At 52.8% G+C, this 26,518-nt stretch carries 28 protein-coding genes and 1 riboswitch; of the genes, 8 read left to right on the top strand and 20 right to left on the bottom strand.

Annotated elements, in window-relative coordinates:
- Positions 1–451: 451 nt before the first annotated feature.
- The 5 genes from NDK47_RS04180 (at position 452) to NDK47_RS04160 (ending at position 5,361) form a co-directional block, all read left to right on the top strand.
- A complete protein-coding gene (locus NDK47_RS04180; protein ID WP_120117236.1) occupies positions 452–2,020 on the top strand; it encodes an ATP-binding protein in 1,569 nt (522 codons plus the stop codon).
- Entirely contained in the window at positions 2,007–2,708 is a 702-nt protein-coding gene (locus tag NDK47_RS04175) for a response regulator (protein WP_120460066.1), read from the top strand. The genes NDK47_RS04180 and NDK47_RS04175 overlap by 14 nt, the downstream gene beginning before the upstream one ends.
- A gap of 207 nt (positions 2,709–2,915) precedes the next feature.
- Positions 2,916–3,074: riboswitch (cyclic di-AMP (ydaO/yuaA leader) on the top strand.
- 122 nt (positions 3,075–3,196) lie between these two features.
- Positions 3,197–3,652, top strand: coding sequence for a hypothetical protein (locus NDK47_RS04170; protein ID WP_251873628.1), 456 nt, complete (start codon positions 3,197–3,199; stop codon positions 3,650–3,652).
- 68 nt (positions 3,653–3,720) lie between these two features.
- Positions 3,721–4,026, top strand: a complete 306-nt coding sequence (locus tag NDK47_RS04165) for a Na-translocating system protein MpsC family protein (protein ID WP_161655355.1) — start codon at positions 3,721–3,723, stop codon at positions 4,024–4,026.
- Between the two features lie 81 nt (positions 4,027–4,107).
- The gene (locus tag NDK47_RS04160; protein WP_227277956.1) at positions 4,108–5,361 is read left to right on the top strand and encodes an aspartate kinase; all 1,254 of its coding nucleotides are present in this window, start codon (positions 4,108–4,110) and stop codon (positions 5,359–5,361) included.
- A 201-nt stretch (positions 5,362–5,562) separates the two neighbouring features.
- Here NDK47_RS04160 and NDK47_RS04155 read toward each other — a convergent pair whose 3' ends face one another.
- From NDK47_RS04155 to NDK47_RS04140, 4 genes are read right to left on the bottom strand one after another with little or no spacing between them, the layout of a single operon-like run.
- The gene (locus NDK47_RS04155; RefSeq protein ID WP_227277955.1) at positions 5,563–7,890 is read right to left on the bottom strand and encodes a VirB4-like conjugal transfer ATPase, CD1110 family; all 2,328 of its coding nucleotides are present in this window, start codon (positions 7,888–7,890) and stop codon (positions 5,563–5,565) included.
- Positions 7,883–8,248 (bottom strand): PrgI family protein, encoded by a 366-nt coding sequence (locus NDK47_RS04150; protein WP_198828582.1) that lies wholly within the window; start codon positions 8,246–8,248, stop codon positions 7,883–7,885. The genes NDK47_RS04155 and NDK47_RS04150 overlap by 8 nt, the downstream gene beginning before the upstream one ends.
- A 34-nt stretch (positions 8,249–8,282) precedes the next feature.
- Positions 8,283–8,639 (bottom strand): hypothetical protein, encoded by a 357-nt coding sequence (locus NDK47_RS04145; protein ID WP_144871737.1) that lies wholly within the window; start codon positions 8,637–8,639, stop codon positions 8,283–8,285.
- 29 nt (positions 8,640–8,668) lie between these two features.
- Positions 8,669–8,854 (bottom strand): aspartyl-phosphate phosphatase Spo0E family protein, encoded by a 186-nt coding sequence (locus tag NDK47_RS04140; protein ID WP_127486765.1) that lies wholly within the window; start codon positions 8,852–8,854, stop codon positions 8,669–8,671.
- Positions 8,855–9,023: 169 nt separating this feature from the next.
- Between NDK47_RS04140 and NDK47_RS04135 the strand changes: the two genes are divergently transcribed.
- Entirely contained in the window at positions 9,024–9,275 is a 252-nt protein-coding gene (locus NDK47_RS04135) for a helix-turn-helix domain-containing protein (protein ID WP_054819090.1), read from the top strand.
- A gap of 2 nt (positions 9,276–9,277) precedes the next feature.
- On the opposite strand, the gene NDK47_RS04130 is transcribed toward NDK47_RS04135, so the two are convergent.
- The 14 genes from NDK47_RS04130 to NDK47_RS04065 all read right to left on the bottom strand — a co-directional run bounded on the left by NDK47_RS04130 (position 9,278) and on the right by NDK47_RS04065 (position 24,913).
- Positions 9,278–10,117 carry a VirB6/TrbL-like conjugal transfer protein, CD1112 family gene (locus tag NDK47_RS04130; RefSeq protein ID WP_198828581.1) on the bottom strand — a complete coding sequence of 280 codons (840 nt, stop codon included), beginning with the start codon at positions 10,115–10,117 and terminating at the stop codon, positions 9,278–9,280.
- A gap of 67 nt (positions 10,118–10,184) precedes the next feature.
- Positions 10,185–10,490: a glutamyl-tRNA amidotransferase gene (locus NDK47_RS04125; RefSeq protein ID WP_144871767.1), complete on the bottom strand. Its 306-nt coding sequence runs from the start codon at positions 10,488–10,490 to the stop codon at positions 10,185–10,187.
- Positions 10,490–12,259 carry a VirD4-like conjugal transfer protein, CD1115 family gene (locus NDK47_RS04120; protein WP_251873627.1) on the bottom strand — a complete coding sequence of 590 codons (1,770 nt, stop codon included), beginning with the start codon at positions 12,257–12,259 and terminating at the stop codon, positions 10,490–10,492. Before NDK47_RS04120 ends, NDK47_RS04125 begins: the two co-directional genes overlap by 1 nt.
- Positions 12,246–12,437, bottom strand: coding sequence for a hypothetical protein (locus NDK47_RS04115; RefSeq protein ID WP_144871743.1), 192 nt, complete (start codon positions 12,435–12,437; stop codon positions 12,246–12,248). Before NDK47_RS04115 ends, NDK47_RS04120 begins: the two co-directional genes overlap by 14 nt.
- 47 nt (positions 12,438–12,484) lie before the next feature.
- A complete protein-coding gene (locus NDK47_RS04110; protein ID WP_144871745.1) occupies positions 12,485–13,390 on the bottom strand; it encodes a hypothetical protein in 906 nt (301 codons plus the stop codon).
- Positions 13,387–14,283, bottom strand: a complete 897-nt coding sequence (locus NDK47_RS04105; protein WP_144871747.1) for a PcfB family protein — start codon at positions 14,281–14,283, stop codon at positions 13,387–13,389. Before NDK47_RS04105 ends, NDK47_RS04110 begins: the two co-directional genes overlap by 4 nt.
- The gene (locus NDK47_RS04100) at positions 14,201–15,616 is read right to left on the bottom strand and encodes a relaxase/mobilization nuclease domain-containing protein (protein WP_144871749.1); all 1,416 of its coding nucleotides are present in this window, start codon (positions 15,614–15,616) and stop codon (positions 14,201–14,203) included. Before NDK47_RS04100 ends, NDK47_RS04105 begins: the two co-directional genes overlap by 83 nt.
- Before the next feature lie 14 nt (positions 15,617–15,630).
- Entirely contained in the window at positions 15,631–15,990 is a 360-nt protein-coding gene (locus tag NDK47_RS04095; protein WP_144871751.1) for a plasmid mobilization protein, read from the bottom strand.
- A gap of 280 nt (positions 15,991–16,270) precedes the next feature.
- The gene (locus NDK47_RS04090; RefSeq protein WP_251873626.1) at positions 16,271–16,588 is read right to left on the bottom strand and encodes a type II toxin-antitoxin system RelE/ParE family toxin; all 318 of its coding nucleotides are present in this window, start codon (positions 16,586–16,588) and stop codon (positions 16,271–16,273) included.
- Positions 16,566–16,856 carry a type II toxin-antitoxin system Phd/YefM family antitoxin gene (locus tag NDK47_RS04085; RefSeq protein WP_036623502.1) on the bottom strand — a complete coding sequence of 97 codons (291 nt, stop codon included), beginning with the start codon at positions 16,854–16,856 and terminating at the stop codon, positions 16,566–16,568. The genes NDK47_RS04090 and NDK47_RS04085 overlap by 23 nt, the downstream gene beginning before the upstream one ends.
- A 163-nt stretch (positions 16,857–17,019) precedes the next feature.
- A complete protein-coding gene (locus NDK47_RS04080; RefSeq protein ID WP_124331899.1) occupies positions 17,020–17,970 on the bottom strand; it encodes a DUF3991 and TOPRIM domain-containing protein in 951 nt (316 codons plus the stop codon).
- Positions 17,971–18,019: 49 nt separating this feature from the next.
- Positions 18,020–18,304, bottom strand: a complete 285-nt coding sequence (locus NDK47_RS04075; RefSeq protein WP_251873625.1) for a hypothetical protein — start codon at positions 18,302–18,304, stop codon at positions 18,020–18,022.
- Positions 18,305–18,485: 181 nt separating this feature from the next.
- Complete coding sequence (locus NDK47_RS04070) at positions 18,486–20,990, bottom strand: helicase-related protein (protein ID WP_251875975.1); 2,505 nt, start codon at positions 20,988–20,990, stop codon at positions 18,486–18,488.
- Positions 20,991–24,571: 3,581 nt separating this feature from the next.
- Positions 24,572–24,913 carry a TnpV protein gene (locus NDK47_RS04065; protein ID WP_227277952.1) on the bottom strand — a complete coding sequence of 114 codons (342 nt, stop codon included), beginning with the start codon at positions 24,911–24,913 and terminating at the stop codon, positions 24,572–24,574.
- Positions 24,914–24,977: 64 nt separating this feature from the next.
- On the opposite strand from NDK47_RS04065, the gene NDK47_RS04060 reads away from it, so the two are divergent.
- Positions 24,978–25,226, top strand: a complete 249-nt coding sequence (locus NDK47_RS04060; protein ID WP_227277951.1) for a hypothetical protein — start codon at positions 24,978–24,980, stop codon at positions 25,224–25,226.
- A gap of 6 nt (positions 25,227–25,232) precedes the next feature.
- Positions 25,233–25,841, top strand: coding sequence for a hypothetical protein (locus NDK47_RS04055; RefSeq protein WP_227277950.1), 609 nt, complete (start codon positions 25,233–25,235; stop codon positions 25,839–25,841).
- A gap of 19 nt (positions 25,842–25,860) precedes the next feature.
- On the opposite strand, the gene NDK47_RS04050 is transcribed toward NDK47_RS04055, so the two are convergent.
- Together NDK47_RS04050 and NDK47_RS04045 are read right to left on the bottom strand one after the other, a co-directional pair.
- Positions 25,861–26,049, bottom strand: a complete 189-nt coding sequence (locus tag NDK47_RS04050; RefSeq protein ID WP_227277949.1) for a helix-turn-helix domain-containing protein — start codon at positions 26,047–26,049, stop codon at positions 25,861–25,863.
- 21 nt (positions 26,050–26,070) lie between these two features.
- A complete protein-coding gene (locus tag NDK47_RS04045; RefSeq protein ID WP_227277948.1) occupies positions 26,071–26,511 on the bottom strand; it encodes a hypothetical protein in 441 nt (146 codons plus the stop codon).
- Between the last annotated feature and the right edge of the window lie 7 nt (positions 26,512–26,518).

Genomic DNA, 26,518 nt, shown 5'->3' with positions numbered 1-26,518 from the left:
TGCTTCCGCATTTACGAGTTTTGCTTATGGATTCGGGCGGTGAGAGTCGCCCTGCCCCTGCTTAAGCTTCGTATAAGCGGGGGAATTCATCCCTTACGGATCCGGTTGACTTGCTCTCACACAAGCACTGATCCGTAGTTGGTTCCCTCTTGTTCCTGAGTCACAATTAAGCAACTGTAAATGAAAAACAATTCAATTCATGGACGTATGTTACTCCGAGACAAAAAAACTGTAAAGTGAAGCATATTGTATATCCGCTTAAAAAGAGTGCTTTATGTTTGGGAATTCATGACCCTGGCAGAAGATCTTCATTTTTCTCGTATTTACTCATTATTTTGAGGTTTTTCAATCATTTTTACGAAATTTTTACGCCCAGTACCGGTTTATTTTACTCTTTTTTTACAGTAACCTAGAGAGGAGAGACACAAAAAAGAGCAGGATGTGTTTTGCTATGCATAAATGGAATGCGGTATGGATTTCGTTGCGATCGTACGTAAGCACGACTTTGCTGATCGCTCTCATGACCATGGTATTAAAACCGTTTGGTCTTGCTTTTGACTTGGTCAATATTGCTCTTATCTATTTACTCCCGGTTCTTTTCAATGCCGTCTTCGGGGGACTGCGTCCTGCTTTCTACGCGGCGATCCTGGGTGTCTTAGCCTTTGATTTCTTCTTCGTGCCTCCTGTACTGAGCTTTACCGTATCAGACTTGCGCTATCTGGTTTCATTTGGCGTCTATTTGGCGGTGGCAGCATTAACGGCCAGCCTAGCGGCCAAGCTGAAGCAGCAGGTCCTCTTTTCCAAGCAAAGGGAAGCTCACACAGCTGCGTTGTACGCGCTTAGCAAGCAGATGAGCGCGATCGCGGACATCCATTCCATGCTGGACAATTTTTCCCGACAAGTTTCGCAGACCCTTGACACAGAAATCGCGATCTATTTGGCGGATGACCAGAATACCCTGAAACTTGCCCATGAGTCTGCCGATCTTCCTGACTGCAGGCAAGAGAATACGGAAATGTCTATCGCAAAGCGAGTGTTTGAGCACGTCGAGACGGCCGGAATGGAAATTTCGCGTTTGAACGAATCTCCGGGTTATTTTATTCCGCTTCGGACCGAAGACCGCACATATGGTATCATCGCGCTCTATCCGAATGAAGCGCGAACCGGGATCACAACCGAGCAAAAGCGGCTCTTCGAGGCTCTCGGAGGCTTGGCGGCCAGCGCAATCGCTCGCCTCAGGCTGGCGGAGGAAGCCCGAATTGCTCATCTAACAGCAGAGTCGGAACGCCTTCGTACTGCAATTTTGGATTCGGTCTCCCATGAACTACGCACCCCTTTGGCAACCATCATCGGCTCGGCAACCGGTCTGATCGAGGGCGGGCATATTTTCTCTGCAGAGGATCGAATGGAGCTTCTTGTCACGATTCGTGACGACGCCCTTCGTATGAATCGCCTAGTGACGAATCTGCTCAGCATGGTGCAGCTGGAGAGCGGGATGCTGCGCCTCAGGAAAAACTGGTGCGATGTGGAGGACTTGATCGGCGTCACGTTATCTCAGGTCAAAGACTTTCAACAACATCGAAAGCTGCGCACCGAGTTGCCGGATGACGGGCCCATTATGGTCCTGGGTGACGAAGTATTGCTAGAGCAAATGTTGGTCAATGTCGTGAGCAATGCGATCAAATACAGTCCGGATTATAGTGAAATCGTCCTGTCAGTGAAAACCGGGGAAGCAGGCGTTGTCATCTCGGTCTCCGATACGGGGATTGGACTGAACGAGGACGAATACGATCGGATATTCGAAAAGTTTTACCGTTCAACCGCTGCGAAGCAAATAACCGGTACGGGATTGGGACTTGCCATATGCAAAGGAATCGTCGAGCTTCATGAAGGAACGATATCGGCGCAGCCGAAGGAACCGCGAGGGACCATTGTAACGATAACCCTTCCCTTAAACAAGCAAGACGACTTGCTTGCAGCAGCTGAAGAAAGGGGAACCACGAATCATGACCATGAATGAACATGGGGCTCGCATTTTGATCATCGATGATGAACCCCAAATTCGAAAGCTTCTGAAGGTAACCCTGCAAGCCCATCAATATGCCATCTACGAAGCCTCGACAGGAGAGGAGGGCCTCCAACAGGCATCCTTGATGTTGCCGGACTTGATCATACTTGATCTCGGGTTGCCGGGCATATCCGGCATGGAAGTGCTCGGCCGCATCCGGGAATGGTCAAATTCGCCGATCATTGTGCTGACGGCAAAAGACAGGGAGGAAGATAAAATCGTCGCGCTCGACAGCGGCGCCGATGATTATGTAACCAAGCCGTTCGGGATGGGAGAGCTCGTCGCTCGAATGCGTGTTGCGCTGCGGCACGTAGCCAAATCGTCGAATGAGCCCATCCTCCAGATCGGCGAGCTGACCATCGACCTGGCACAGCGAAGCGTGGAGTTGAAGGGAGAACGGATCAAGTTGACCCCAACAGAATACGATCTGTTGAAAATTCTCGCCTCCAACGCCGGGAAAGTAGTCACGCAGCGTCAGCTGCTCCAACAAGTATGGGGCAGCCACCACAATGAGACCGACAGCCATTATTTGCGGGTGTACATCGGACATCTACGCAAAAAACTCGAGGAAGACTCGACTCGGCCCAAGTTCATTCTGACGGAGCCGGGGATCGGCTATCGCTTCCTGTCCAGGGAGTAACAGAGTCGCTTACCTCGGCTACGTCCATCCTCCGTTCAAAAACGTAAGAACGGGACCTTCGTGTAGAAATATTGCCGTCTCCGTAAGTTTTTGTCCGATGCATCCGTTTTCGCGCACGAGAAAAGGCTAAAAATCAAAAATAGGCGTTGGATTCGGCTTTTACATTGTCTTGCAAAAAGCGTATGATCTCTATCAACAACTTCAAATTCATTTGAATCGCTGAATTCCCTAAGGGGAAACGGGGGAACCAACAGAAGCCATTAAATGGTTTCACGGGGTGAATTCCTTGTCTGCTTGGCACTTGGAAAGGGTACTCTCAAGCCCTAACCCGACAGCTAACCTCGTAAGCGCATTGAGAGAGAACCGTATCCGAGCTGCGTTTGTCTGATGGACTGACAACAGACTGCCCGAGAGCTTCGTTTCTCTGCTCTTCGGGCTTTTTGTCGTACCCAAAAAAACATTTAGGGAGAGTGGCAAGCATGTTACACGTGCAAGAAGCGGATCCACTGCCGGGTCTTGAATCGCCCGGTTTTCGGTATGAGGAGAGAATCCGTTCCATCGAAGTATTTCGCTTCGATCAAGAGTTGACCCGGCGTTTATTTTTCGAAAACGAAAAAGGTAGCGTGTGCGGATATCTGAAACTATCCGGCAACGGGTTTAGCGGTTGGGGAGAATACCGATTGCCTAATACGAAAAAACCGTTCGACCTCGTCGGATGGGCATCCGTATATATGAATCTGAAAGGTCTTAACATTGCCCAAGCCTTTCAATTGCTACAGGGTAAAGAAGAGAATTGGGGAAGGATTCGAAAAGAGTTGGCCGAATCGGCGTTGATGGACTTGTCATCCACTCTCGAGACCCCTTTTCTTTTGCCACATCACGGTGATTTTCCGATAAAACAACAATATATCATGGAACATGCCGAATCTTACGTCTCATTCTGATCTCGTAACGGAAAGGAGAAATGCATGGTGCAGGAGCTTGTAAATCAACTGAAAGAGGCCTACTTGCAATGATCGGTGAACATCCGCAGGAGGTGGAAGTAAGAGTCATTAAAAACCATATCGTGATCATTGCCAAAGGAACTCCAACAATTGAGCATTCCATCTCTGTCCATACCATACGCGGCAGAAGCATTCATCAGACGATAGTCGAAATGGATCGCGACCGATTGCAAGCGCTGTTGAAACCTAAAGTGGCTGCAATTGTCGGTTGCCGCGTCACTTCCATTCAATCCGACATTTGCATCGGCACCGGGGAAAAAATGGAGCTGATTCATCTGGATTGCGATATCGAGCACAAGTATATGCATGATTAGGTTTGAAGAGACGTTTTATTCCAAGGCCTGTCCGTCAGTTAAGTGGAACAGTATTCGAATTCATAATCGGGAGTGATAATGTTGTCATTATTGGTGATGAAATATGGCGGCAGTTCCGTAGGCGACGCCAAACGGATAAAGCGCGTTGCGCGTCGGATAGCGGACCGAAGGCAGGAAGGCCATCAGTGCGTCGTGGTGGTCTCCGCAATGGGAGATACGACGGACGATTTGATCGAGTTGTCCAAAGAAATCGCGGAGGCAACCCCTTCAGCGCGTGAAATGGACATGCTGCTCAGTACAGGAGAACAAGTTTCGGTTGCCCTGTTGTCGATGGCGCTGCACGCCCTGGGCGAACAAGCGGTCTCTTTAACCGGCTGGCAAGCCGGCATTCGTACAGAAGCCAACCACGGGAAGGCACGGATTATCGACATTCAGGCAGATCGAATAATGAATGCGCTAAATCAGGGGCGCATTGTCATTATAGCCGGTTTCCAAGGAGTGACAGAGAATGGCGAGATTACGACGCTTGGACGCGGGGGCTCCGACACGACGGCTGTCGCGCTTGCAGCAGCGATCCGGGCAGATTTGTGCGAAATATACACGGATGTGGACGGTGTTTATTCAACCGATCCGCGCATCGTCAAGCAGGCCAGAAAACTGAAGGAAATCTCTTACGACGAAATGTTGGAAATGGCTCATCTCGGAGCGGCGGTTCTTCACCCCCGTGCGGTGGAATGTGCCAAACAAAATAAAGTGAAGTTGGTCGTTCGATCCAGCTTTACGAACCATGAAGGTACGCAAGTAAAGGAGGAAACGGATATGGAACAAGGAATCGTGGTTCGTGGCATCGCGTTCGACAAGCCTATTGCGCATGTAAGCTTATTGGATATGCCTACAAACCCAAGCCGACTCGCTGCGGTTTTTAATTCGCTTGCGAATGACGACATTGATGTCGATCTTATCGTTCAAGGCGGAATAAGGAATGGCAAGGCTGACCTGTCCTTTACCGTTAGCCTCGCCGATCTGGAGAAGGCAAAAAGTGTGCTTTATCACATCCAGGCAGATGTTGGTTTCAAAAACTTGGAAACCCACTCCGATTTGGTGAAAGTATCTATCGTCGGGGCGGGAAATGTCAGTTCCCCTGGTCTTGCAGCGACGATGTTTCATACCATTGCCGAAACCGGCGTTAGCATTTACACGGTCAGCACGTCTGAAATTAAAATTTCGTGCGTAATCGAAGGGAGAAGGCTCCATGAAGTTATTCGATCCCTGCATACCGTGTTTGGACTCGACGAGCACGAATATGTCTTTGTAACGGACGTAAGTAATGAATGAATGTTACTCAACGGAAAAACACGCTGTATCTTAGTTCAATTAACACTAGAAATTAGCGGTACATTCGAAAACCTAAACCACTTAGAAAGAGTAGCACCATTGGCAGTGAGTTTTACAAGAGTGTTTAAACCGGAAAATGAAAAACAATTTAAAAAAGTAAGCGATTGTTCTCGGTTAAGACCAATCGCTTACTGTTGTTTGTTAATGATCCCCAGGCTTCGTCGTCATCAGGCGATACAGTTTCGTGTTCCGCGGGAACTTGTCGGTAAACGGCACAAGGGAACTGCCTACCTTCATCAATCCATTCCCGGCGTCAACATTGGTAATATAGGAGAGTTGCAGGTCCGAAATATTGAGAAGCCCGGCAAGCTCCATCCGATCGGTGCTGGCCTGATTCAGCATGACGATAAATTCGCTGTTCGCCAGCATAGTCCGGGCCGTATGGCTTTGCAGCAAATCATCCACGTTTTGCGTAATTCCCGTACAAAAAGCGCCATACTTTCGGACGCGCTTCCAAAGCGTGAACAGAAAGTTGGCGCTGTATTCATGCTGAAACAAAAGATAGATTTCGTCAATAATGATAAACGTATTTTTGCCTTTAACCCGATTTTGTGTAATCCGATTCAGGATGCTGTCCAAAACAACAAGCATGCCAATCGGGAGGAGCTGTTTGCCCAAGTCGAGAATGTCGTAGCAGATGAGCCGGTTATGGACATTGACATTGGTCGGCTTGGCGAACGTATTCAAACTGCCAGAAGTAAAAAGTTCAATCGCAAGCGCGATGTCCTGCGCTTCCGGCTCCGATTGCTTGAGCAGCTCCGCGCGAAAGTCCTGAAGCGTCGGCGGCTGCCCCTTATAGTTGCTCTGCAAATACTTCCTGTACACGCTGGCGGTGCAGCGGTCAATGAGCGACTTTTCCTTCGCTCCCAGTTGATATTCGCCAATCAACTGCTCGCATAACGAGAGGACGAATTCCGATTTGAGAATGATCGGATTGGCTCCATCGCCATATTGACGATTCATATCCATCGCATTGATATGGTTGGGCGAAGTGGCGGATATATGAATCGTCTCGCCGCCCAATGCGTTCACCAGTGCGGAGTATTCCCGTTCCGGGTCGATCAAAATAATATCGTCGTCGCTGGCCAGCATCTGGTTGACGATTTCCCGTTTCGCGGTAAAGCTTTTGCCGGAACCGGATACGCCGAGGATAAAGCTGTTTCCGTTCAACAGTTGCTTGCGGTTGGCAATAATCATGTTTTTGCTGATCACATTTTGTCCGTAGTAAATGCCGCCCGGATGCACGATTTCCTGCGCCCGAAACGGAATAAAGACAGCCGTGCTTTCCGTCGTTAACGTCCGCAAAGCGTGAACCTTCCGCAAGCCGTAGGGGAGCACCGTATTCAGACCGTCCATTTGCTGGTAGGTAAGCGTGGAAAACTGGCACAAATGCTTGCGGGCGGTTGTGAGCAGCGCCTCCGTATCGCTGTCGAGCTGCTCCTTGCTGTCCGCGATATGGACCATCGTCAGCAGGCCGAACATCATCCGCTGGTCGCGGGTGGTCAAGTCGTTCAGAAATTCTTTGCTCTCCTTGCGTTGCTGCTCCATATCGTAAGGGACCACGGCAGAAAAATTGTTGTTCCGGTTTTGTCGCCGCTGCCAGTTGGTAATGTTTGTCTCCACGCCGAGCAAACGGCTCTCCACCTCACGAACGGCCTCGTCGGTCGGAATCGGGATGATATCCAGCGACAGCAGCAAATTCCGGTTCAGGTCGCAAAGCTCGGACACCATGCTGTCCTTAATATAGCTGGCGTATTCCCGCAGAAAGATGACGCGGCCAAAAAAGTTGCCCATCCGAAAATGATCTTTTTCAAACTCGAACGTATCCGGGCAAATGTAATCCTTGAAATCATGCCCCTTGCGCATTGTTTCGGACAGATGGAAACGAAAATCCGCTTCCTCGCCAATCCGAAAGAAATCATGGAAAATGCGCAGACGGTCGGTTGCATCCAGTTCGATACATTTGGAACCGAGACGGGAAAAATGCGACATCAATTCGGTTCCGACCCTCGCGAAGTATTGGCGGGCTTCCTCCACATTTTTCTTGGCGACAGAAATGGTAACGTACTTTTCCTGAATCGTTCCGTTCGCGCCGATGGCCTTTGCGAGCAACATCTCGTTGTACTCTTGCCGGTACACATCAAGATGGTCTTGCCGAAGCGGAATCAGAATCGAGCTTTCAAAATCGGTCCGATTCATACGCCGGTTATGGATCGTGATCTTCGTGGTCGCTCCGCTGTCAAAGGAATTGAGCAGCTCGGAATAAGACAAAAACATCGCTTCCTTGTCTTCCCTGGACGCTACGGCGTAGTTGATGTCCTCGAACCGATACGATTTGGAGAACTTGTTGCCGACAAAAAAAATCCCGTCCGGCCAAAGGGCGCGAATCGGGATGACTTGCTGAACGCCTTTCGGGATAACAAATCGTTCCTTGTCCTGCTTGATGATGCGTCTGAGCGTTTTAATCACGGCGCTTCATCCTTTCCTGCTCATGATACTGCATGCTCTTTTTCAGCGCTTCAACATAAATATTGGTCGAATAGAAGACGAATCGCCTTGGCAGCAGAAATTCCGACTTCACATACGCCCAAAGCAACTGCTCGGCCGTCATGCCGTGATAGTTGATGAAACCCAAGGCTGCGCAAGGCGCGGCCCCCATAATGCACATCCAACTGAGCGTTTCCAAACCAAAGCGTCCGCGCAGTCCAAAATAAAGGACGATCGCCACGCCGACAGCCAGCACAGAAAAAAAGAACTGCCGCAAGGACAGTCCAAAGAATAAGCTTTCCGTATAATCCCGGATTTCCCGGTTGATTTTCACTTCCATTTGAAGTCCTCCCATTAACGATGCTCGCTATGGTCTACAGCTCGGCCCCATCCTCCGATTTAACCGTTGTTGGCTCTGTCTTTTTCGATCTTGCCAACAACTCATCGCCGGATGGAAGGGGATCGGCCAAAAGCGCAAATACAAGCTGAGCGCCGTCTCTCATCCCCTGTAAATACAAGCGTTCATTCTCTAATGCCCTTGTGAAATGTTGTTTGTCCTCCCATTCCATAAACGCCGGCAACTGCGTCATCTCCACGCCGGAAAACATCGCTTGAAAAGCCGATCCCTCTTCATCGCGACATCTGCGCAACTCGGGATGGCGTTCGATCCGAGCTGAAACGTGGTCCAGCCGCCGCTGGATCGCATTTTGAAACCATAACGGAAACTCCATTGACATCCCCCTCCTTGTGCGAATGCGATCTAGCGCAGCTGATGCTCTCGTCCGGACTTCCTTTGAAGCCACTGGACGATCCATTCGTCCACCTTCCGGCTTTGAGCCTGAACCGCCTCATTCTCGAACAGAGGAATTCCCTGATCAAGAGATTTTTTCCCGAGTTCGTTCAACTTCCTTCTTTCCTCCTCCAATTGACCAAGCAAACGTGTCATCGGTCGGCCTCCCAGCGTCTTCATTAGATCGGCGTTCCTGGCTGTCTAAATGATAGAGTATCTCTACATTTTATTGCGAAAATCGGTTTATTTCATTTTAATGCGATATTCGCATTAAAACAATGATGCACTCAAGTACAATTTTGCTTGTAATGTGAGGTGCATACAAATGAAACATCGAAAAGAACCGCCAGGCGACAAAAATATAATCGGCGTGAGAGTCGTTGCCATCCGCAAGGCAAAGGGGATGAAACAAAAGGAGTTTCTCGCCAGACTGCAAACGGCTGGTCTCGACATCAGTCCTACCAGTCTTTCGCGTCTGGAAGGGCAGTATCGGCTTGTCCAAGACTACGAAGTCGTTGCGATTGCCAAAGCGCTGGATGTTTCCGTCCGGGAATTGTTAGGCGAAGAATCGGAATGAAGCTACAGCCCCATCATCTCCCTCACCACCCGGTCCGCCATTTTGACCGTCCCCACGAGTACCAGCATGTTGAAAATCAACTCGCCAATGTACGTCCACACCATCGTAACCGCGCCTGCGCCTTCATCGACCGCCGGGGGAGCGGAGGCAAAGGCGGAGTAGATGATGCAGGCGAGTACGATAATCGCTCCCTCCAGACAAGCGGCTGCATACCCTTTGAGAAACGATTTGCCGATATTTTGGCTCGGCTCCCCGGCAAAGGCGGAGAGCGGAACGGGAGCGATGGCCGTATATAAATAGATGCGAAAAAACCGTCCGTACACCGAGAGTATCATCACAAAAGACAACACCATGATGAACAGACTGCCCAGAAGGGAGACGACCCACAGCGGAATGCTTTGCCAAAAGCCGACGTCTTCAATCGCTTTTGCAATGGTGTTCGGCAAGGTCATGGCCTCCGTCTTTCCAAACCCGGAACGTCCCATCATCGTGGAGATGATTCCCTGAACAATGGTAAACAGCGCCATCATGAGCTCCAGCCCGTAGGTGACGACCGCTTTGGCCAGGACAAAGCGAATAAACAGCTTGACGGCCATCTCCGGCTTTTTCATTTCGGCGAAACTGCCGGTCGTTTTCACCACGCCAATCACAAAAAACAAGACCAGTAGCGCCAATCCCGTCGCCTGCAACGCGCCGTGAATGTCGGTAATGACGCGCCAAACGCCGCCGCCCTTGAAGTCGGCCGGCGACTCGGTGACAAGCTGCCAGATTTCGTTCATTTTCTCGTTCCACGTATCGAGCGCATGTTCGAGATTGTCAATAATCCAACTGTTTTTGGCCATATTCTCACCCCTTTTCTGTAGACGGGGAACGGACAAACCGTCCGTTCCCCTCATTTGCGACTCCCGTTTATCCGGCAATCAGGGTAAGAATTTCCTTCGTGAAAGTAATGATAATCCCGCCGGCGAGCGTCAGGAACCCGTTCGCTCGCTGGGAAGGATCGTGAGACTTGAGCGACAATCCGATCTGGACAATGCCGAAGCCGAGTATGATCATGCCGATGGCCCGGATTAAGCCGAATATGAAAGTGGACAAATTATTGACCGTCGTCATCGGATCGCCCTCGGCATAAGCGGTAGAGACGAATACGGTTCCCGTTAACATCAGCATGATGTACAGCGCCAGCAGCCGTTTCCTTTTGATTTTCAATTTCATCATTCCCTTCGTAAAAATAGCGACTCCATGTCTTCTTCCGATAGAAGCTCATACTCTCCGTTTTCATCAAGCGTCACGGTTCGCCAATCCAAAGCGTGTTCCGTGCCGCCATGCTGGAAGGGAGGACCTTTGCCATCCGTCGTGAGCGCGACATGGGGATGCCTGAGCAAATCGTATTTGTCGTCTTGAACAGGACGCTCGCCGCGAATAAAGAGCAGGGCATAGCGGTTATCGAGAAGCCGCACCTCATCGGGCGTAAGCAAGTCGCGGCCGGACAACTGATAGTTGATCGAATAACTGCCGCTGCGGCCCTTGCTTTGGCCGTATGTGTTCGTGTCGATCGTTTCCTTGCCTAGCAGCTCCGAGACGTATTTGTGGGTGGATTGTTCATTGCCGCCCAGGTACAAAAACACGTCGCAGTTCCCCACGATCGATTCCCACGACTCCTTATACAGCGCTTTGAGCTGCGCCAAATTTTGCAGGATGATGGAAACCGAAATCTCGCGGCTGCGCATGGTGGAGAGCAGCTTGTCGAATTCATCGGGCAAGGCAACGTTGGCGAATTCGTCCATCACGAAATGCACGTGCACCGGCAAGCGTCCGCCGTGCCGGTAGTCGGCCTCATACATCAGGCATTGGAAAAGCTGGGTGTAGAGCATCCCGACGATGAAGTTGAAACTGCTGTCGTTGTCGGGAATGACGGCAAACAGCGCCGTCTTCTTTTCTCCCATGACAGCCAATTCCATTTCATCGACCAGGCTCATCCCGGCGATCGAATGCAAGTTGAACTTCTCCAGCCGAACGCCGAGGCCGATCAAAATCGATTTGGCCGTTTTCCCCGCCGCCAGCTTGAAGATGTTGTACTGTTTGACCGCCAAATGCTCCGGGTCGCGCATGGCCAGCCGTTCAAACAACTCGTCCAGCGGACTCTGGTAGGTTTCGTCTTCTTCCCGCACTTCGGCTGCGGCGATCATCTCCATCACCATCGGAAAATTCTGTTCCTCCGGCGGCGCTTCATAAAGCAAATACAACATGAGCGCCTCCAACAGCGCCGTTTCGGACCGTTCCCAGAACGGGTCATTCGTGTTGCTGCCCTTCGGCGTTGTATTGCGTATCAGGTTGGTGACCAGTTTCAGCACATCCTTGTCGTCGTGCAAATAGGCGAAAGGGTTGTAGCCGTGGGAGCGGTGCGGATTGATCAGGTCGAGCACCTTGATGTTATACCCTTTGGCCTTGAGCAGATGGCCTGTATCCCGCAAGATTTCGCCTTTCGGGTCGAGAACGACGAAGGACGTATGCGCCTGCATGACGTTCGGTTTGGCGTAAAAGCGCGTTTTGCCGGAGCCGGAACCGCCTACGACAAGCACATTCACATTCCGGCGATGCTTGCGACCGTCGAGTCCGATGCAAACCTGCTTGGTTAAAATTTTGTTTTGTTCCTGCTGCTTGCTTCGATATTTGGCGCAAATACTTTTCGCCCGGCCCCAACGGGCGCTGCCGTGCTCCTCCCTACGCCGGTAGTTTCGCGGAGAAGCCAGATAAACTCCAACGCCGAGTCCATAAGCCAGCGTAAAAAAGAGCAGACAGCGGGGCGTGTCTTCCACCCATCGGATGTCAAAAGGGCGGTAGATCGCCACGCTCAGATGCTCCACAATCGCCGGCAGCCCCCTGGAAAGAAAAGGAGCGGTGAGCAATGCCGCCCAAACGACGGGAATCAAAAAAACCGCAAAGAGTATCAAATGACTCCTTGCGGTTTCAACGCGCCTCATGGTGACTCCGGCGTTTATGTTTTTGATAAGGGGCTTCAATCGTTTTGAGCAACAGTTCATCGACGGCATCGGTGGGGCGCTTCTCGCCGATCAAATCGTTACGCAGCGCATTCAGCGCATGCACCACAATGCCATGCTCGTAATGATCCAAACAGAGAATCCGTTCTTCTTCCTTCACAGGCGCTCCCTCCTGAACAAAAATTGAACATGTCCCGCGCGGCGCTCCTATCTTGCTGGTTCTGTCCGATGCTGCTGCCGCTGCTGCGCCAGCATCCGGTTCATCCTGCGGGCAATGTCGTGCGCGGTATCTTTCATCACTGCCAGTTCGGTGCGGATTTGCTGCGGCTCCATGTTCTTCAGCTTCTCCGGCACTCGATGGAAACGAAAGGAAGACGTGTCTACGCCGAACTGTTTGCACAGCATGTAAGAGGCGCAGTAAGCATGGAAGGTATATTCGGAACGGCTGTAACGACCATCGCCGCGATCCACTTCCGCATGCGCCAGCTCCTGCGCGAGCGACCGGAAAATGTCCCCGGCATCCATGCCTCGGCGAATGAAAATATTTCTCGTATCCGGCTGGTAGAGCGCATGCGTTTCCGGTGGGAGCGCATCGCCGATGACGATCGGGACAGGGGTACGATCCATCAAGGCTTTGATACGCATTCGGTCGTCCGGATAGGTCGGTTGTTCCCGTTTTGGGTTGGCCGTCGTTTGCGCGATGTCGAACATCTTTTTAAGGTTATAACTGATGCCGGTGCTGCCGTCTTCCCTCCGGTACTCCTCGCCCGGCTCCAAAATATAAAAGCCGGTTTCCTTGCGGCGAATAAACACGCCTTGTTCCTTCCACGAATCGAAATCGGCGATGCGGGTCGCCTCCGGCCGCTGCGTGAGAATCAGAAGCGCATTGGATACGCTGTAGCGGTCGAAACGGCTTTGCACATCCAGATATCGTTGAAATTCATCGCCGCTTTGCGAGATGGCGGTCGTGGCGGCATCAATCGTCTCGTAGGCCCATTGCCTGAGTTCCTGCTTTTTTTGTGCCCAGGCTTCCTTGTCAAAAGGTTGCTCGGACGAATTCGCGGAAGAATGGCCGGATGCTTCCTGCCGGAATAAATCGTCCAGATTGTTCATTTCGCTTTCCCTCGCTTTCGGGTTCCGATTGGTTTGGTTTTGCCCGTCTTCACTTTTCCATTATTTCGCTCGCTTCGCTTGGGCAGAGACGATTCCTTGACCATCTGACGCCGTTCTTTCTCCGCCTTCCGATTTTCTTCCCGGATCTCGCGCAGCAGTTCGCGGATCGATGGCCGCTGCTGCACTTTCTCGGCTTTCGGTTCAATCATACCCCTTGCGGATGCTTCGCTGCGCCCTAAGGTAGGCTCGGACGGATGGGGCGGCTCCGTCGTCGCCATCGCGGGGTTTGGGTTGCCGTTCGCCGGGGAAGTTGGCTGCGCCGATTCGGGCATCTGCATAAGTTCGTCCAAAACATCGTTGGTGCTCTTCTCCGCAGAAGTTCCCTTGACCGCCGCTCTTTGTTCCTCCATCTGCTGACGGGTTTGGTCCGGTGCTTGTTGCCGGTGTTGCCCGGATGTTGATTGGTCGTGCTGATTCCCGGCGCGGGATTTCTCAATTTCGCTTTTAATGCTGGCCGTATCCACGGTCGCCAGTTTGAAGCGTTCGACAATGCGATTGATTTTGGACGCGTCCTCGGCCCGTACCATCACGTCGCATAATCCATCGACATTCTTTTTGTCCCGCAGGGCACAGTACAGGACGCCGTAACGTTTGGCCTCCTTGCAGAACGTGGGCAGGTCTTCGTTTTTGACGGCAAACACTTTCAATTCCTTGCCGCTGCGAAGCAAGCTTTCCAGACGGATGCTGCCCTTCGTCCGCTTCTGCCCTTGCAGGGCGGCAAACAAATAGACGGCCAGATGCTTAGCGCCTTCACCGGAAATCTTGGCCATTACCTCGATACCCCGCAGACTCATGTTGACGACCTGATCGGCCGCCTCGGCTCCACTGCTCATGGATGGAATCCTCCCTTCGTAATGGTTGATTTTGCTTGTCGCCATGTAGTTTAGTCATCATTTCACCGGATCGGGCAAGGATGCCCGCACACAGCTTCACCTCCTTTCGGAGCGTGGCAAGCCGCTTGGATAGTACGTCTATTTGCTCTTTGTAAGCGACGATCCGGCTTTCCTCCTTGCAGCGGCGGAGGCGGTTGTATAGCATTCTGCGCTCGCCGGAGACTAGGCGCATCTCTTGCCGGGCGACGGATACATAGTCCAAAAGCTGCTCTTTGCTGGAGATACGGTGCTGGCAAAGCAGTCTGGTCTGCGCGGTAATAACCGCCAAATGCCGCAAGTCTTCCCGTAATAAAAAAGGCGTCCTTCTCACGGACGCGCGAAAATGAGGCCATATGCCCATCTCATATAAATAGCGCAGGTACAATGCTTGCAAGCCGCTGAACTTCCTGCCGGATCGAAGCGTTCCTTTGCAAACGGCGCGCCTGCGTCGCGGCATGGGTAAAGACGGTTGCCGCCGGGGGAGACGGTTTCGCAAAATCCGCTGTTTCAGGGCCTCTTCCGTATAGTCGTCTCCCAAGCTGCGCAAACGAACGAAACGTTCCTTGCCCGGTGGACGCACTGCCATATGCTTCACGGTCGTTTTCACTTCATAGCCTTGCTTCTGCAACGCGGCGATAAACTGGGTCCATGTCATCGATGCCGCAATCGCCTGATCTATATCGGTCCGAATCAATCCTCGCCAAGTCGGCTTGCCTTCCCGATCCGCTTTCCATTCTCCGTAATGTTTGGCCTTGCCCGGCTCGGGTTGCTCGATTACTGACAATGCATGTTCCCGGCATAACCGGTCGGATGTTCTCCGCAGAAGGGCGTAGGAGGCTTTGTTGTCGTAGTACCGTTTTCCGTCCATAAAGGAGACGGAGTTCAGCACAAAGTGATTGTGCAAATGCTCCTTGTCCAGATGGGTCGCTACAATGACTTCAAAACGGTCTCCCCACAGTTCCTGCGCCAGTTTGACGCCGATGGCATGCGCGGTCTCCGGCGTAGCTTCGCCCGGCGCAAACGCTTGGTAGCCGTGAAACGCGACTATGCCATCCATCTTTTGAAATTGACGCTTGGTACGCTGCATTTGCTCGTAAGCGGTAAGCGGATCGCAATTGATTCCGCTCACATAAAGCTGTTCTTTCGTTTTGGCATCCGCTTTTGCATATCCCAGCACCTGCCGCAAGCCTTCATTCTTCACGGCGCGATCTTGCGCTGTTTTGTCGGGATTGGTGGCGTAATCAAGCACGCGCTTCAATCGGTCGGTGACATCCCATATTGCCGTCGTTGCCATACGTGACGCCCCCTTTACGGCGGATGTACATTTGGAGTCGCTTGCTCGGTTCTTCGCTCCGGTTCAGTCACCGCCTGTTGAATCTGCTGAACAGCGCGGCGCAATTGATCGGCCTCCTGTTGAAAAGCAGCCCGATCCAGATGCCCGGTCGCGTGCGCCCTCGCCGCCAATTGATTGAGATTGTTGCCAATGGCGTGAAGCTCGCGCATCATCGCGTAATAATCCAGCGGCGGCAGCGCCTTCGGGACATACCCATTGATTAAGAAACGAATAAAGGCTTCCTGAGAAAGCCCCGACTTTTTCACCTGGCTCGCGAGATGCTGCTGCTCCTTTTCATTAAGACGAACCAAAACAGGAATGTTGCGTTTCCTCATCGCATGACCTCCATCCGGAAACCGGCTTCGTAAAGCGATCCTGTTCGTAATAAACAATACGTCTTGCCTACCATCTCGTCATGAAACTTTTGCGTCCAAACGGAGGGGTCTTAGGGGCGCTGCCCCTAACAAGCGAATTTGGCTAGCCAAATTCAGTGCTTGCTGCAACACGAGACATTCGTCTCGCGTCGCCTTCAAAGCACCTGCCGGGAACAAGAGAGAACCCCAAAAACACAAAAAAGACGCCGATCCGCTCGACGTCTCCCTCAGAACTTTTTTGTTATCGCACCAACCAGCGGTAATCCTGGCGGCAGTCTACAATGAAATCGACATACACGATTTCATCCTGAATCTGATACAACACCAGATACCATTTATCTACGAACATTTTGTGATACTTGTTTGACGGGATAAATTCCGCTTCCAGAAAAGGATAGCGTTCCGGCATTTTCGCCAAGGAACGTATCGCTTGCAGCAATTCGTTTTTCGTTTTTCGCGCCGCATCCGGATTTTTTTCCGCAAGGAATCGCACATGAACCGCCAGCATTTGGCGGGCGCGATCGGAAACGATGATCTTATAACGGGGCATCTTTTCCATGCTGAACCTCGTCTATAATGCCCTCCAGGTAAGCGTCCAGTTCATCCGGCGTCACACCAACACGGCCCGCCAAACGATCCTCTTGCACAGCGAGCAGTTCTTCGCGCAGCTTTAACATCTTCTCGCGACGGGAAAACGTCTCAATGTCCATCACGACGAGATCGCCTTCACCGTTCTTGGTCAGATACACCGGTTCCCCCGACGATTTGCATAGATCGGCGATTTCATTATAGTTTTGCCGGATACTGGCGGAAGGCTTGATAATCATCTTGGTCACTCCTTGATAGCTGTATATTGATTTTATTATACCTATTACATGCTATACAATCAATGCAGTTGCGCTTATCCTCAATCTATTCACATCTTATCCACATGCTGCGAAAATTTTCCGTAACCCATAAAAAAAGACACCAACCGTTCAGCGTCTACCGCTATCGGGATGGTTCACCGCGTCTTCTTCGGAATTCCATCAATTCGTTGTTTACATCCTTTCCGAACTTAGGCGGCTCATCGGATATGAGAAGGGCGGGGGAGAGGAGCCTCTGTATCGTGGCTGCCGCCAATCGCCCCGGCTCATCATTATCCAGGTGCAGAACAAGTCGATTTACTTGGGGAAAGCACTGCAAGTAATGCGTTAGGGCAGACGGGGGAGTAGAGTCCTCCCCATTTGTCCTGGGCCTGTATATTCCGGCCAGCGACAGCTTATGCGCCTGCCGCCAATCCCGGCCGGCGAGATGTTTCAGCGTACAGTAGGATAAGAGATCAATGGCGCTCTCAAACAGATGCAGTTCCGTACTGTTTTCCGAGGCCGGAATGGAAAATGAATACCGCTTGTCGCTGCCGGCAACTTCTCCCATATAACGGGTGCTTGTCGTACCGCGTATCGCCGCATAGCGCGGCGTCCCATCTTGGTCAAAACCGACGAATACCGCGTTGTGGTAGCGGCGGCTTTCATACAACCTTCCCGTTTCCAGACAGTAGTCGATCACCGAGCGGTGGATGCCCCGTTTGCTCAAATAAGCCATGACGCGATGAGAGTTTTCATACGGTTCTGGAAGCTCCAACCGCGCCGTAGATGTGCGTTGTTGGCACGATTGCGAAACCGTAAGCATGTTGCCGGGATGAACGCCTTCCATTTGCAGCACCGCATCGAGAAAAGGCATGCCGCGCACTTTGATCAGGTAATCCAGCGCCGAGCGCCCGCCAATCCCCCTTGACCACCAGTACCATTTGCCGTTGGAAATTTTCAAGCTGTCATGTGTTCGGGTGGTGTAGACATTGCGGGAGCAGCGTACCAGTTCCGCAGGCTCGTACATTTGCAAATACGTGAGCAAATCCAGTCTTTTGGCGCGTTCGATCTGTTCCTTGTTTACGTAGCTCATTGCCGCAGCTCCATTTGGAAATCCAGACAGCGTCCGATGGGTATATTGTTCATCGTGCCTTACCCCTCTTTTTGGGGTACGTATAAGCTCTGCCTTCCTTCAACTTCGTAACGCCTTTCTTGTTCATGAATGCGTCTAAATCGCCTTCATGAACTTGACTGGTCACCCCGTTTGAGTCGCGGATGTAATAATACGTGTCGCCAAATCCGTTTTTCTCTTTGGATATCAACTCCAACGATGGCACGGTTTCTCCCTCCTCGATCAAGCCGGTTCCGTAACCAAAAGGCGGCAAAATCGGACAAAAGCATCCGCCGCTTGGGACGGCATACAACATGTTCATTCCTCCGGAAATAAGAAAAGGACCCCGAAGCTGGAGTCCAATTCATCATGTGATTTTACCTTTAACGGACGGGCATATCTTCGATCTGTGAAATGCTCGCACCGATACCATGTTCTTTTCCGTAATGGTCAGCAAGAAGTTCCCTTTCAGGGGTAGGAACGACGGTGTCAGGCCGTTATCGCTCACGGCCCACCACCCGCCGTTCCGGCGCTTCCGGTTCATCGTCAGGCACGCTGTCCACGGCTTCGTTTTCCCGTTTGTCCATGTTGAGCAGCGCATTCAGTTCGGCGAGCCGCGCCGATTTTGTTTGCAGCTCCTGTTCTTTCTCGAAAGGAGCTTCGACTTGTTCCTTCGCTGTTTCCATCTGCTGGAGCAGCGTGGAGAGTTGCTGGCGGCTATGTTCCAGTTTGGCTGGCAAATCCGCCAACATATTGTTCAACCGGGTGATGTTGCCGCCTGCATCCATCCCTAGCGAGACGGTATGGCCCAATGCGCCGCGCAGGGTCGCCTTGTATTCTTTATGGAAGCTGTCAAAGGATAACCATAGGGAAAAACCGAGATAACTGCCCGCCTCCTGCGGCTCGGATGAAGTCATTCCCTTGCACGCCTCCAGCAAGGCCGCGCCTGCTGCCGCTCTCTCCGTGTAGGTAAAATCCTTAATGACCATACCTGGGAACTTGGATTCATCCGTTCCCTCCGGCATAGCCGATTTGGAACGCAGATATAGAGCGACATCCTGTTCATACCCGGCAATTCGATCTTCTGTAGATTTGACTTGTTGCGGCAATACTTTCAGCAACCGATCCTCCAATGCGTAGCGTTGGCTCAAGTGATTAGCCTTGAGCAGCTTAAGCTTGGAAACCTGGATATCCAGGTCCATCTTCTCTTTGATATACGGATTACCGGTTGCCAGCGCCTTGACTTCGGCATAAGAAAGGGCTGCTTCATCGATATCCTCAGCAGAACGTACCGGCGATTTACTGGTCATGATCTGCGAAATGAAGCGCTGCTTGTTTTCGAGTGTCTGGTACAAATACGCGTCGAACGTGTTCTCCGTCACATAGCGAAAAATATGCACCTCGCTGTTCTGATTGCCTTGCCGGATAATGCGCCCGCTTCGCTGCTCCAGGTCGCGCGGACGCCAAGGGCAGTCGAGGTCGTGAAGGGCAATCAGCTTCGTTTGCACATTGGTGCCCGCTCCCATTTTAAATGTCGATCCAAGCAGTATACGAATCTGGCCAGTCCGCACCTTGGCGAACAGTTCCTTTTTCTTCACCTCGGTGTTGGCATCGTGAATGTACGCAATCTCCTCGGTAGGCACCCCTTTCTCTGTCAGCTTGCGTCGCAGTTCGTCATACACATTGAACGTTCCGTCTTGCTTTGGGATGGATAGATCGCAAAACACCAGTTGGGCTAGCCGCTTTTCCTCGTGTTCCTTCCATAGCCGAAACACATTGTCCGCACAAACGCTCACTTTACTGCCTTCGTCATCGGGCAACATCGGATTGGCCAGCCGTTGATCCAGTGCCAGCTTACGCCCATCATTCGTAATCTTGAGCATATTGTCTTCGTGCGGCTCTACTTCCTTGGCTCGCACCCGCTCAGCACGGTGGGCGAGATCCGCGACCATTTCCCGCTGGAAGTCGCTTGGCGGCACGGCAACATTGTGGAAATGGGCTTTCGGTACGGGAAGCTGGAGCATGTCCGCCGTCTGGATGTCAGCCACTTCCTTGAACATATTCATCAGTTCCGGCAAATTGTAAAAACGGGCAAACCGGGTTTTCGCCCGATAGCCCGTTCCTTCCGGTGCCAGTTCAATCGCCGTGACCGTCTCGCCAAACGTCGAAGCCCAGGAATCAAAATGTTGCAATCCTTGCTTTCGCAGCCGCTCATATTGCAAGTAGCGCTGCATCGTATACATTTCCGTAATGGAATTGGAGATCGGCGTACCCGTCGCAAAGATGATACCCCGGCCTCCGGTCAGTTCGTCCAGATAGCGGCATTTGGCAAACATGTCCGACGACTTCTGCGCTTCGGTTTGCGACAGTCCGGCCACATTGCGCATTTTCGTGTAAAGAAACAGGTTTTTGTACGAATCGGCCTCGTCCACGAATAGCCGATCCACTCCCAGCTCCTCGAAGGTGACCACATCATCCTTGCGGCTGGTATCGTTCAGCTTTGCCAGCTTGGTTTGCAGCGTCTTCCTCGTCTTCTCCAGTTGCTTGATCGCGTACCGTTCGCCCTTGGCCTCCTTCAGCTCGCGAATGCCGCTTGTGATCTCGTAAATTTGTTCCTCCAGTTGTTGACGTTGGCGCTCCATCGATATGGGAATTTTCTCAAACTGCGAATGTCCGATGATGATCGCGTCATAGTCGCCGGTGGCAATCCGCGCGCAAAACTTCTTCCGGTTCTTTGTTTCAAAGTCCTTCTTGGTCGCTACCAGAATATTCGCCGACGGATATAGCTGCAAAAACTCCGCCGCCCACTGTTCGGTCAAATGGTTCGGAACGACCAGCATGCTCTTGTTGCACAGTCCCAAATGTTTGCTCTCCATCGCCGCGGCGGTCATCGCGAAGGTTTTACCTGCGCCAACACAATGCGCGAAAAGGGAGTTGCCGCCATACAGCGATCGGGCAACCGCATTGACCTGATGCTGGCGCAGCCGGATTTCCGGGTTCATCCCGGTGAATCGGATATGACTGCCGTCGTATTCGCGTGGGCGGATGGCATTGAACCGATCATTGTACAGCCTTGTCAGCCGTTCGCGCCGCTGCGGATCTCGCCATATCCAGTCGCGGAACGCTTCTTTCATCATCTCCTGCTTTTGCTGGGCGATGGCCGTTTCCTGCTTGTTCAGCACACGCTTTTCCACGCCATCCTCATACACGGTGTCAAATACGCGCACGTCCCGCAAATTCAGCGTATCTTCGAGAATTTTGTACGCATTGACGCGGTTTGTGCCGTACGTGACGTTCGCCTTGATATTGTTGCTGCGGTCATCGCTTTTGCCTTTGACGTTCCAGGCAGCCGTATATTCGGAATACATGACATTGATGTAGGTCTGATACATCGGCGGCGTGTCCACCAGCTCAAACAAAAATTGCCGAATGTCTTCCGGCGGCAGCCAGGTTGCGCCCAAGCGGACATCAATTTCGGAGGCATCCAGGTCTTTCGGCTGCACCGCTTCAAGCGCTTGGACGTTTTCACCGTAACGTTCGGCATCGTATGCGGCAAACTGTCTGGCCACACGCAGCTTCTCCCGCACATTGCCGGACAAGTATGCATCCGCCGTTTCGTAGATCGGCTTTCCTTCCTCGTCCAGATTTTCGGGATTGGGAAAGATGACGCCGCGCAGCTCCTTTATCAGTTGTTCTTCCGTCCAGCCGGTTAGCTGCGCCATATACGGCAGATCGACACGGGCTTTTGCGCCGATGGAAACGGCAAGCGCCTCCGAAGCGGTATCCACCTGTTCCACGCGGATGCGCTGCCGGATGGTGCGTTTGGTGAACATATCCGCCTTGCGCAGCAACCGTCCTTCCTCGTCGATGATTTCCAGCGAGCAAAGAAGAAAGTAAGAACTGTCATCTGAAAAAGCAAGGCTGTTGGCGCGGCTGTTGATCAGGCCGTATTGCGCCGTAAACCGGTCATACTGCGCATTCAGCTTGCGCTGTTGCTGTTGAATCATCTCATCGCTGTAGTCTTCGGTTTGGTACTCGATCAGCTCGCGCACGGTGTCCCGCAGCTGAATCATTCCCTTGATGCGGCCTGCCGCCGTAGCGGATGTGTCCACGCGCCGCATCCGGCTGTTCTCCCGATAGTAGATTTGTCCATCCACCAACGCAAAGCTGAAATTGCGCACAGTCGGATCGGCAGGGAGAGAAGGCTCTTCTTCCTCCGACTGGTCTTCCCGCTCCAGCTCCGCCCATTCGGCATGGATGTTGGACAACGCTTCGTGCAGCAACTCATCCAGATTGGCGTCCGGGAATGGCTTGCAGGACGTTTCCTGCCGGTTGCCGTACATCCGGTCGTCAAAAACCATGGTGCCCAGCACCATATCGGGATGTTCCGCGAAATAGCGATTCACCGGCACACCATCCGCTGTCTCGGATAGGGATAGCCATGCTTCGGTTTGCTCGCTGACGGCGACCATGCGATCCCGTTTCTGTAAAAAGATTATGTCGGCGGTTACTTCGGTTCCGGCATTGGCCAGAAACGCATTGCTCGGCAGACGCACCGCTCCGAGCAATTCGGCGCGTTCCGCAATATATTTGCGAACCGCCGGGTTCTGCTTGTCCATCGTTCCTTTGGACGTAATAAAGGCGATAATGCCGCCCGGACGCACTTTGTCCAGTGTTTTCGCAAAAAAGTAATCGTGGATGAGAAACTTGTGCTTGTCGTAACGTTTATCCGCCACGCCATAACCGCCGAACGGCACGTTCCCGATGGCCAGATCGAAGAAGCTGTCCGGCAAATTCGTCTGTTCGTAGCCGCTGACCGCAATCAACGCCTGCGGGTATAGCTGCCTGGCAATACGGCCGGTAATGCTGTCCAGTTCCACGCCAAACAGCCGCGAGCCTTGGAACGACTCCGGCACCAGTCCAAAGAAATTGCCGATGCCGCAGGACGGCTCCAAAATATTGCCGCTGCGAAAGCCCATCGATTCCAGACAGTCGTACATCGCCTTGATGACGGTCACAGACGTATAATGGGCATTCAGCGTTGACGCGCGAGCGGATGCATATTCATCCGGCTCCAGCACATTTTTCAGTTCCGCATATTCGGCTGCCCACTGCGTGTTCGCTTCGTCAAACGCCTGCGGAATGCCGCCCCATCCGACATAGCGAGCCAGCACCGCCTGCTCGTCCGCTGTCGCTTGCCGCTGCTCCTGCTCCAGCTTGTTCAGCAGCCAAATCGCTTCCATGTTCCATTTGAACTTCGTTTTTGCGCCGCCATGCCCCAGTTCATCATCCGTAATCCGGTAGTTGACAGCCGGGATAGACGGACGGGCTGGCGCGGCGCGGCCGGCCGCACCATCAGAGGAAAGGGAAGTGTCTGGCTGCGATACGGTCTCTGGCCCCTCCGTCACCGGCTCTTCCGGTAAAACCGCATCTTCCGCCGTTTCCCATGCCGTTTCGTCAGTCCATTCCGGCTCCTGCTCCCCGGTAATCAGATGATCGTTCAGCGGGTTTTCGCGCAGCATTCGCTCAAAATCCCGGCGATTCACCTCTTTGATGAAGAGCGGGAACTGACGGTCTTGCAGCGTCACTGTTCGTTGCTCCAGCTGCACAACTTCATATTCGTCCGCGCCGATCCAGACCGTGCTGCCCGCGTCATAACCGTATCGTGCCCGTTCCCGATTCACCGGCGTGTGTTCCGATTCCGCTTGTGCGTCTGGTCGGGAAAGCCCCGAAGATGCATCCGGCTGCGGCGCATCGGGCCTGGCCAATTCCGCCGCTTGCAGCCGCAGCTTTTCCTCCTGTTCTTCCGCAAAGGCAGGCAATCGCTCGGCTTCCTGCCGGTTCAAGTAACGACCCGCTGCCAGCAGTTCGCCGATACGTTTCTGCACCTTCATCCACGGCAGCATGACTTGAGTATCCGGGTTCATGATGGATCCGCGGGTCAGCGTGATGCCTTTGCTGTCATAATTCATGTGAATATCCGTGCCGATCAGCGCGGGAAGACGCCCGCCGGTCCCATATTCCCGTTTCAGGAATTCGGCGTTCTCCTGTGCGGACAGCGACTGCTGGAAATGCAGCGCAATGCGATACTTGCCGTTCTCAAAACCGCTGCCGTTTTGCAAAATGGCGTCAATGACCGCTTGCGGCATGAAAAAAGCGGAGGCTTTTGCGTCCTCCGCTTGTTCCATCCACAGCGTCTGTTGCCGGATGGATGGTTCTGTCCTTTTTGACAAGTCAAATTCGTTTAACAGTATCATGCTGGCGATATGCCCGACGATGACGCCCCAATCGTAAAAGCTTTGCGCCGTGCGTTCCTCCGCCGTCCCCGCCCACAGGTGCAAAACGTTGCGATACGGTTCAAATCCTGCTCGTACGCCTTCATCAAGCGTCAGTTCGGTGATGCCTGCCGGAAACAAACCGCGCACATATAACACACGCTCGCGCTCATCCTCATGAGTATGGAAAAATGCTGCGATGTCCGACTTGTTCTCCCGCAGCGGCGCGGCTCGGAGCATGTCATTGATGATGGCATGGTCATGAAAAAACGGAAGACTTCGGTCCTCCGTTTCCCGGTCGTACCATTTTAATGATAAATCAGTTCCGCGAGAATCAGTTCCTCCGCCTGCTGCTTCAGGTTGTTCATGTGTCCCGTCCAGCCCAGCGGATCGCTCGCCTTGTCCGGCGCCGGGTGAGACGCGAGCATCTCCTGTATCGTCCGGTCGATCTGCTCCCGCGCTGTCCGGTCGATGTCCGCCAGATGCCGGTTCAACTGCTCCGACAACATCAGATGGGCGTACATGCCCTTCCGCTCGGTTTTCAGAAACGTCTTGCGCATCATCCCGTACTTCCCGATGGTCGTCTCCGCTTCGCTCAGCGTCAGGTTGGGCAGCAGATAATCCCCTTGCGGCGTGTACGTCAGTTCCATGTTCATCCTTCCTTTCTTGCAGGGTAGCTTCATTGTGCGGCAAGGAATCGGGTCTTGCAAGGGTATGAAACGATTGCCCCTCATTTGCACGTTGTGCATCCCGGCGCAGCGCCCGGACGGTCGATTCAATTTCCCGCAGCACCATCTCGGACACATCGCTGATCGCTGCGCCCAAGTGGGACAGCACAGGAAGCGTGTTGAAATACCCGATGCCGGACAAATCCTCGATGCTGATGTAATGTGCGGGATCGAGTCCGCAACGGGTCATCGCCATGTAAGCGACGGCCGTTTCGGCCATTTGCTTGAACAGTAATTCCACATGTGGTATGTCCAGGTCTTCCAGCAAACTGTGCTCCCGCTCTTTCATCAACTCCGCCACATAATCGGCGCTGTTGTCATCCACCGCATTCCGCGCAGCAGCGAGCAACGCAGCAGGCAGATCCGCACGTGGTTCAATCTCATCCGGCGCGCCGAACGCATTTTCCAGCGTTTCGATCACATGAGCCGTATCGCTGTCCTGCAACCGCCAAAGCGACACTTGCGGCTGGCGTCTGCTCTGGGTATCCGATACGTCAAACACATGGCGCAGACCCAGGTGGTTGCCTCGGTCTTCGATCAGGGCAATCCCTTTTGCGCCGCGCTTCACCCAGCGATCCAGCCGCTTGTTCCAGACGTCAATCGGCGCGCAGGCCGTCGCGTCAGGACGTTGTGCGTAGATCAACAGTTGATCCTGGAACGGATATTTATAGTTCCAGGCCGCCGTCCGCAAAAAATCCGCCCACCGCTCAGGTTGATTCGTCACCGTGTGAGCCGTGCTGGCAGCCAGTTCGACGATGCGTTGCAACTTGGCTGTCATGAGAGCACCTCCCTTACAGAAACGTTATTTGATTGGTCAGGCGAACGCCTTCCTCGGAATAACGAGCCGTAATCCGAATGAGTCCAATAAGTTACAGGCGATGCAGATTTCGGCGGACAGCGGACGGAGAGAGACCCACCTCCAAAGCCAGCTTTTTGCCGGACAACAAGACGCAGCCATGCCGGCCGCCCGCGTGGTCCATCAGGTAGCTGTACAATAGTTTTGCTGCAGGAGGGACCTTCGCTTTGGCCAGCAGTTGATACCGGGTAAGATCATTCATAAACTTCCTCCTCGGCAGACGTTATCGCTCCGGCGATCGTTCCGACAAACGCTCCGGCCGGACGTAGCAGTACAGATAGAAATTGTAGTCTCCCGCATGCGGGAAACAACGCAGGTAGTACCGATGGCGTGCGGTTTGAAAACAAAAGCCGTATACGCCGGAATACCACGCCCCCGATAATCGGGCCTCCGGATGCGACAGGCAAAGTTGATGCATTCGGCTGCGGCTTTGAAGCCATCCCTGCTCGGTCAATGCCCGCACAACCGCATCCAGTTCCGCCCGGAAAGCCGGCGTTTTAAGCGCTGGAGCATGATCGAACCAGGTTGACCAGAACGTCTCGCCGCTGCTGCCAAAATAACCGCGCAGGTGCCCGATGCAACCCCGTTTCGTATCCTTCTCTATCGAAGCGGAATAAAAATAGGCCGCGTCCTCCGAAGCGGCCGTTTGCAGTCTTTCCAACATGTTTTTT

The organism is Brevibacillus ruminantium, from assembly GCF_023746555.1.
Taxonomy (GTDB): domain Bacteria; phylum Bacillota; class Bacilli; order Brevibacillales; family Brevibacillaceae; genus Brevibacillus; species Brevibacillus ruminantium.
The sequence above is the reverse complement of the archived record's forward strand: the minus strand, read 5'-3'. Positions and strand labels throughout refer to the sequence as shown.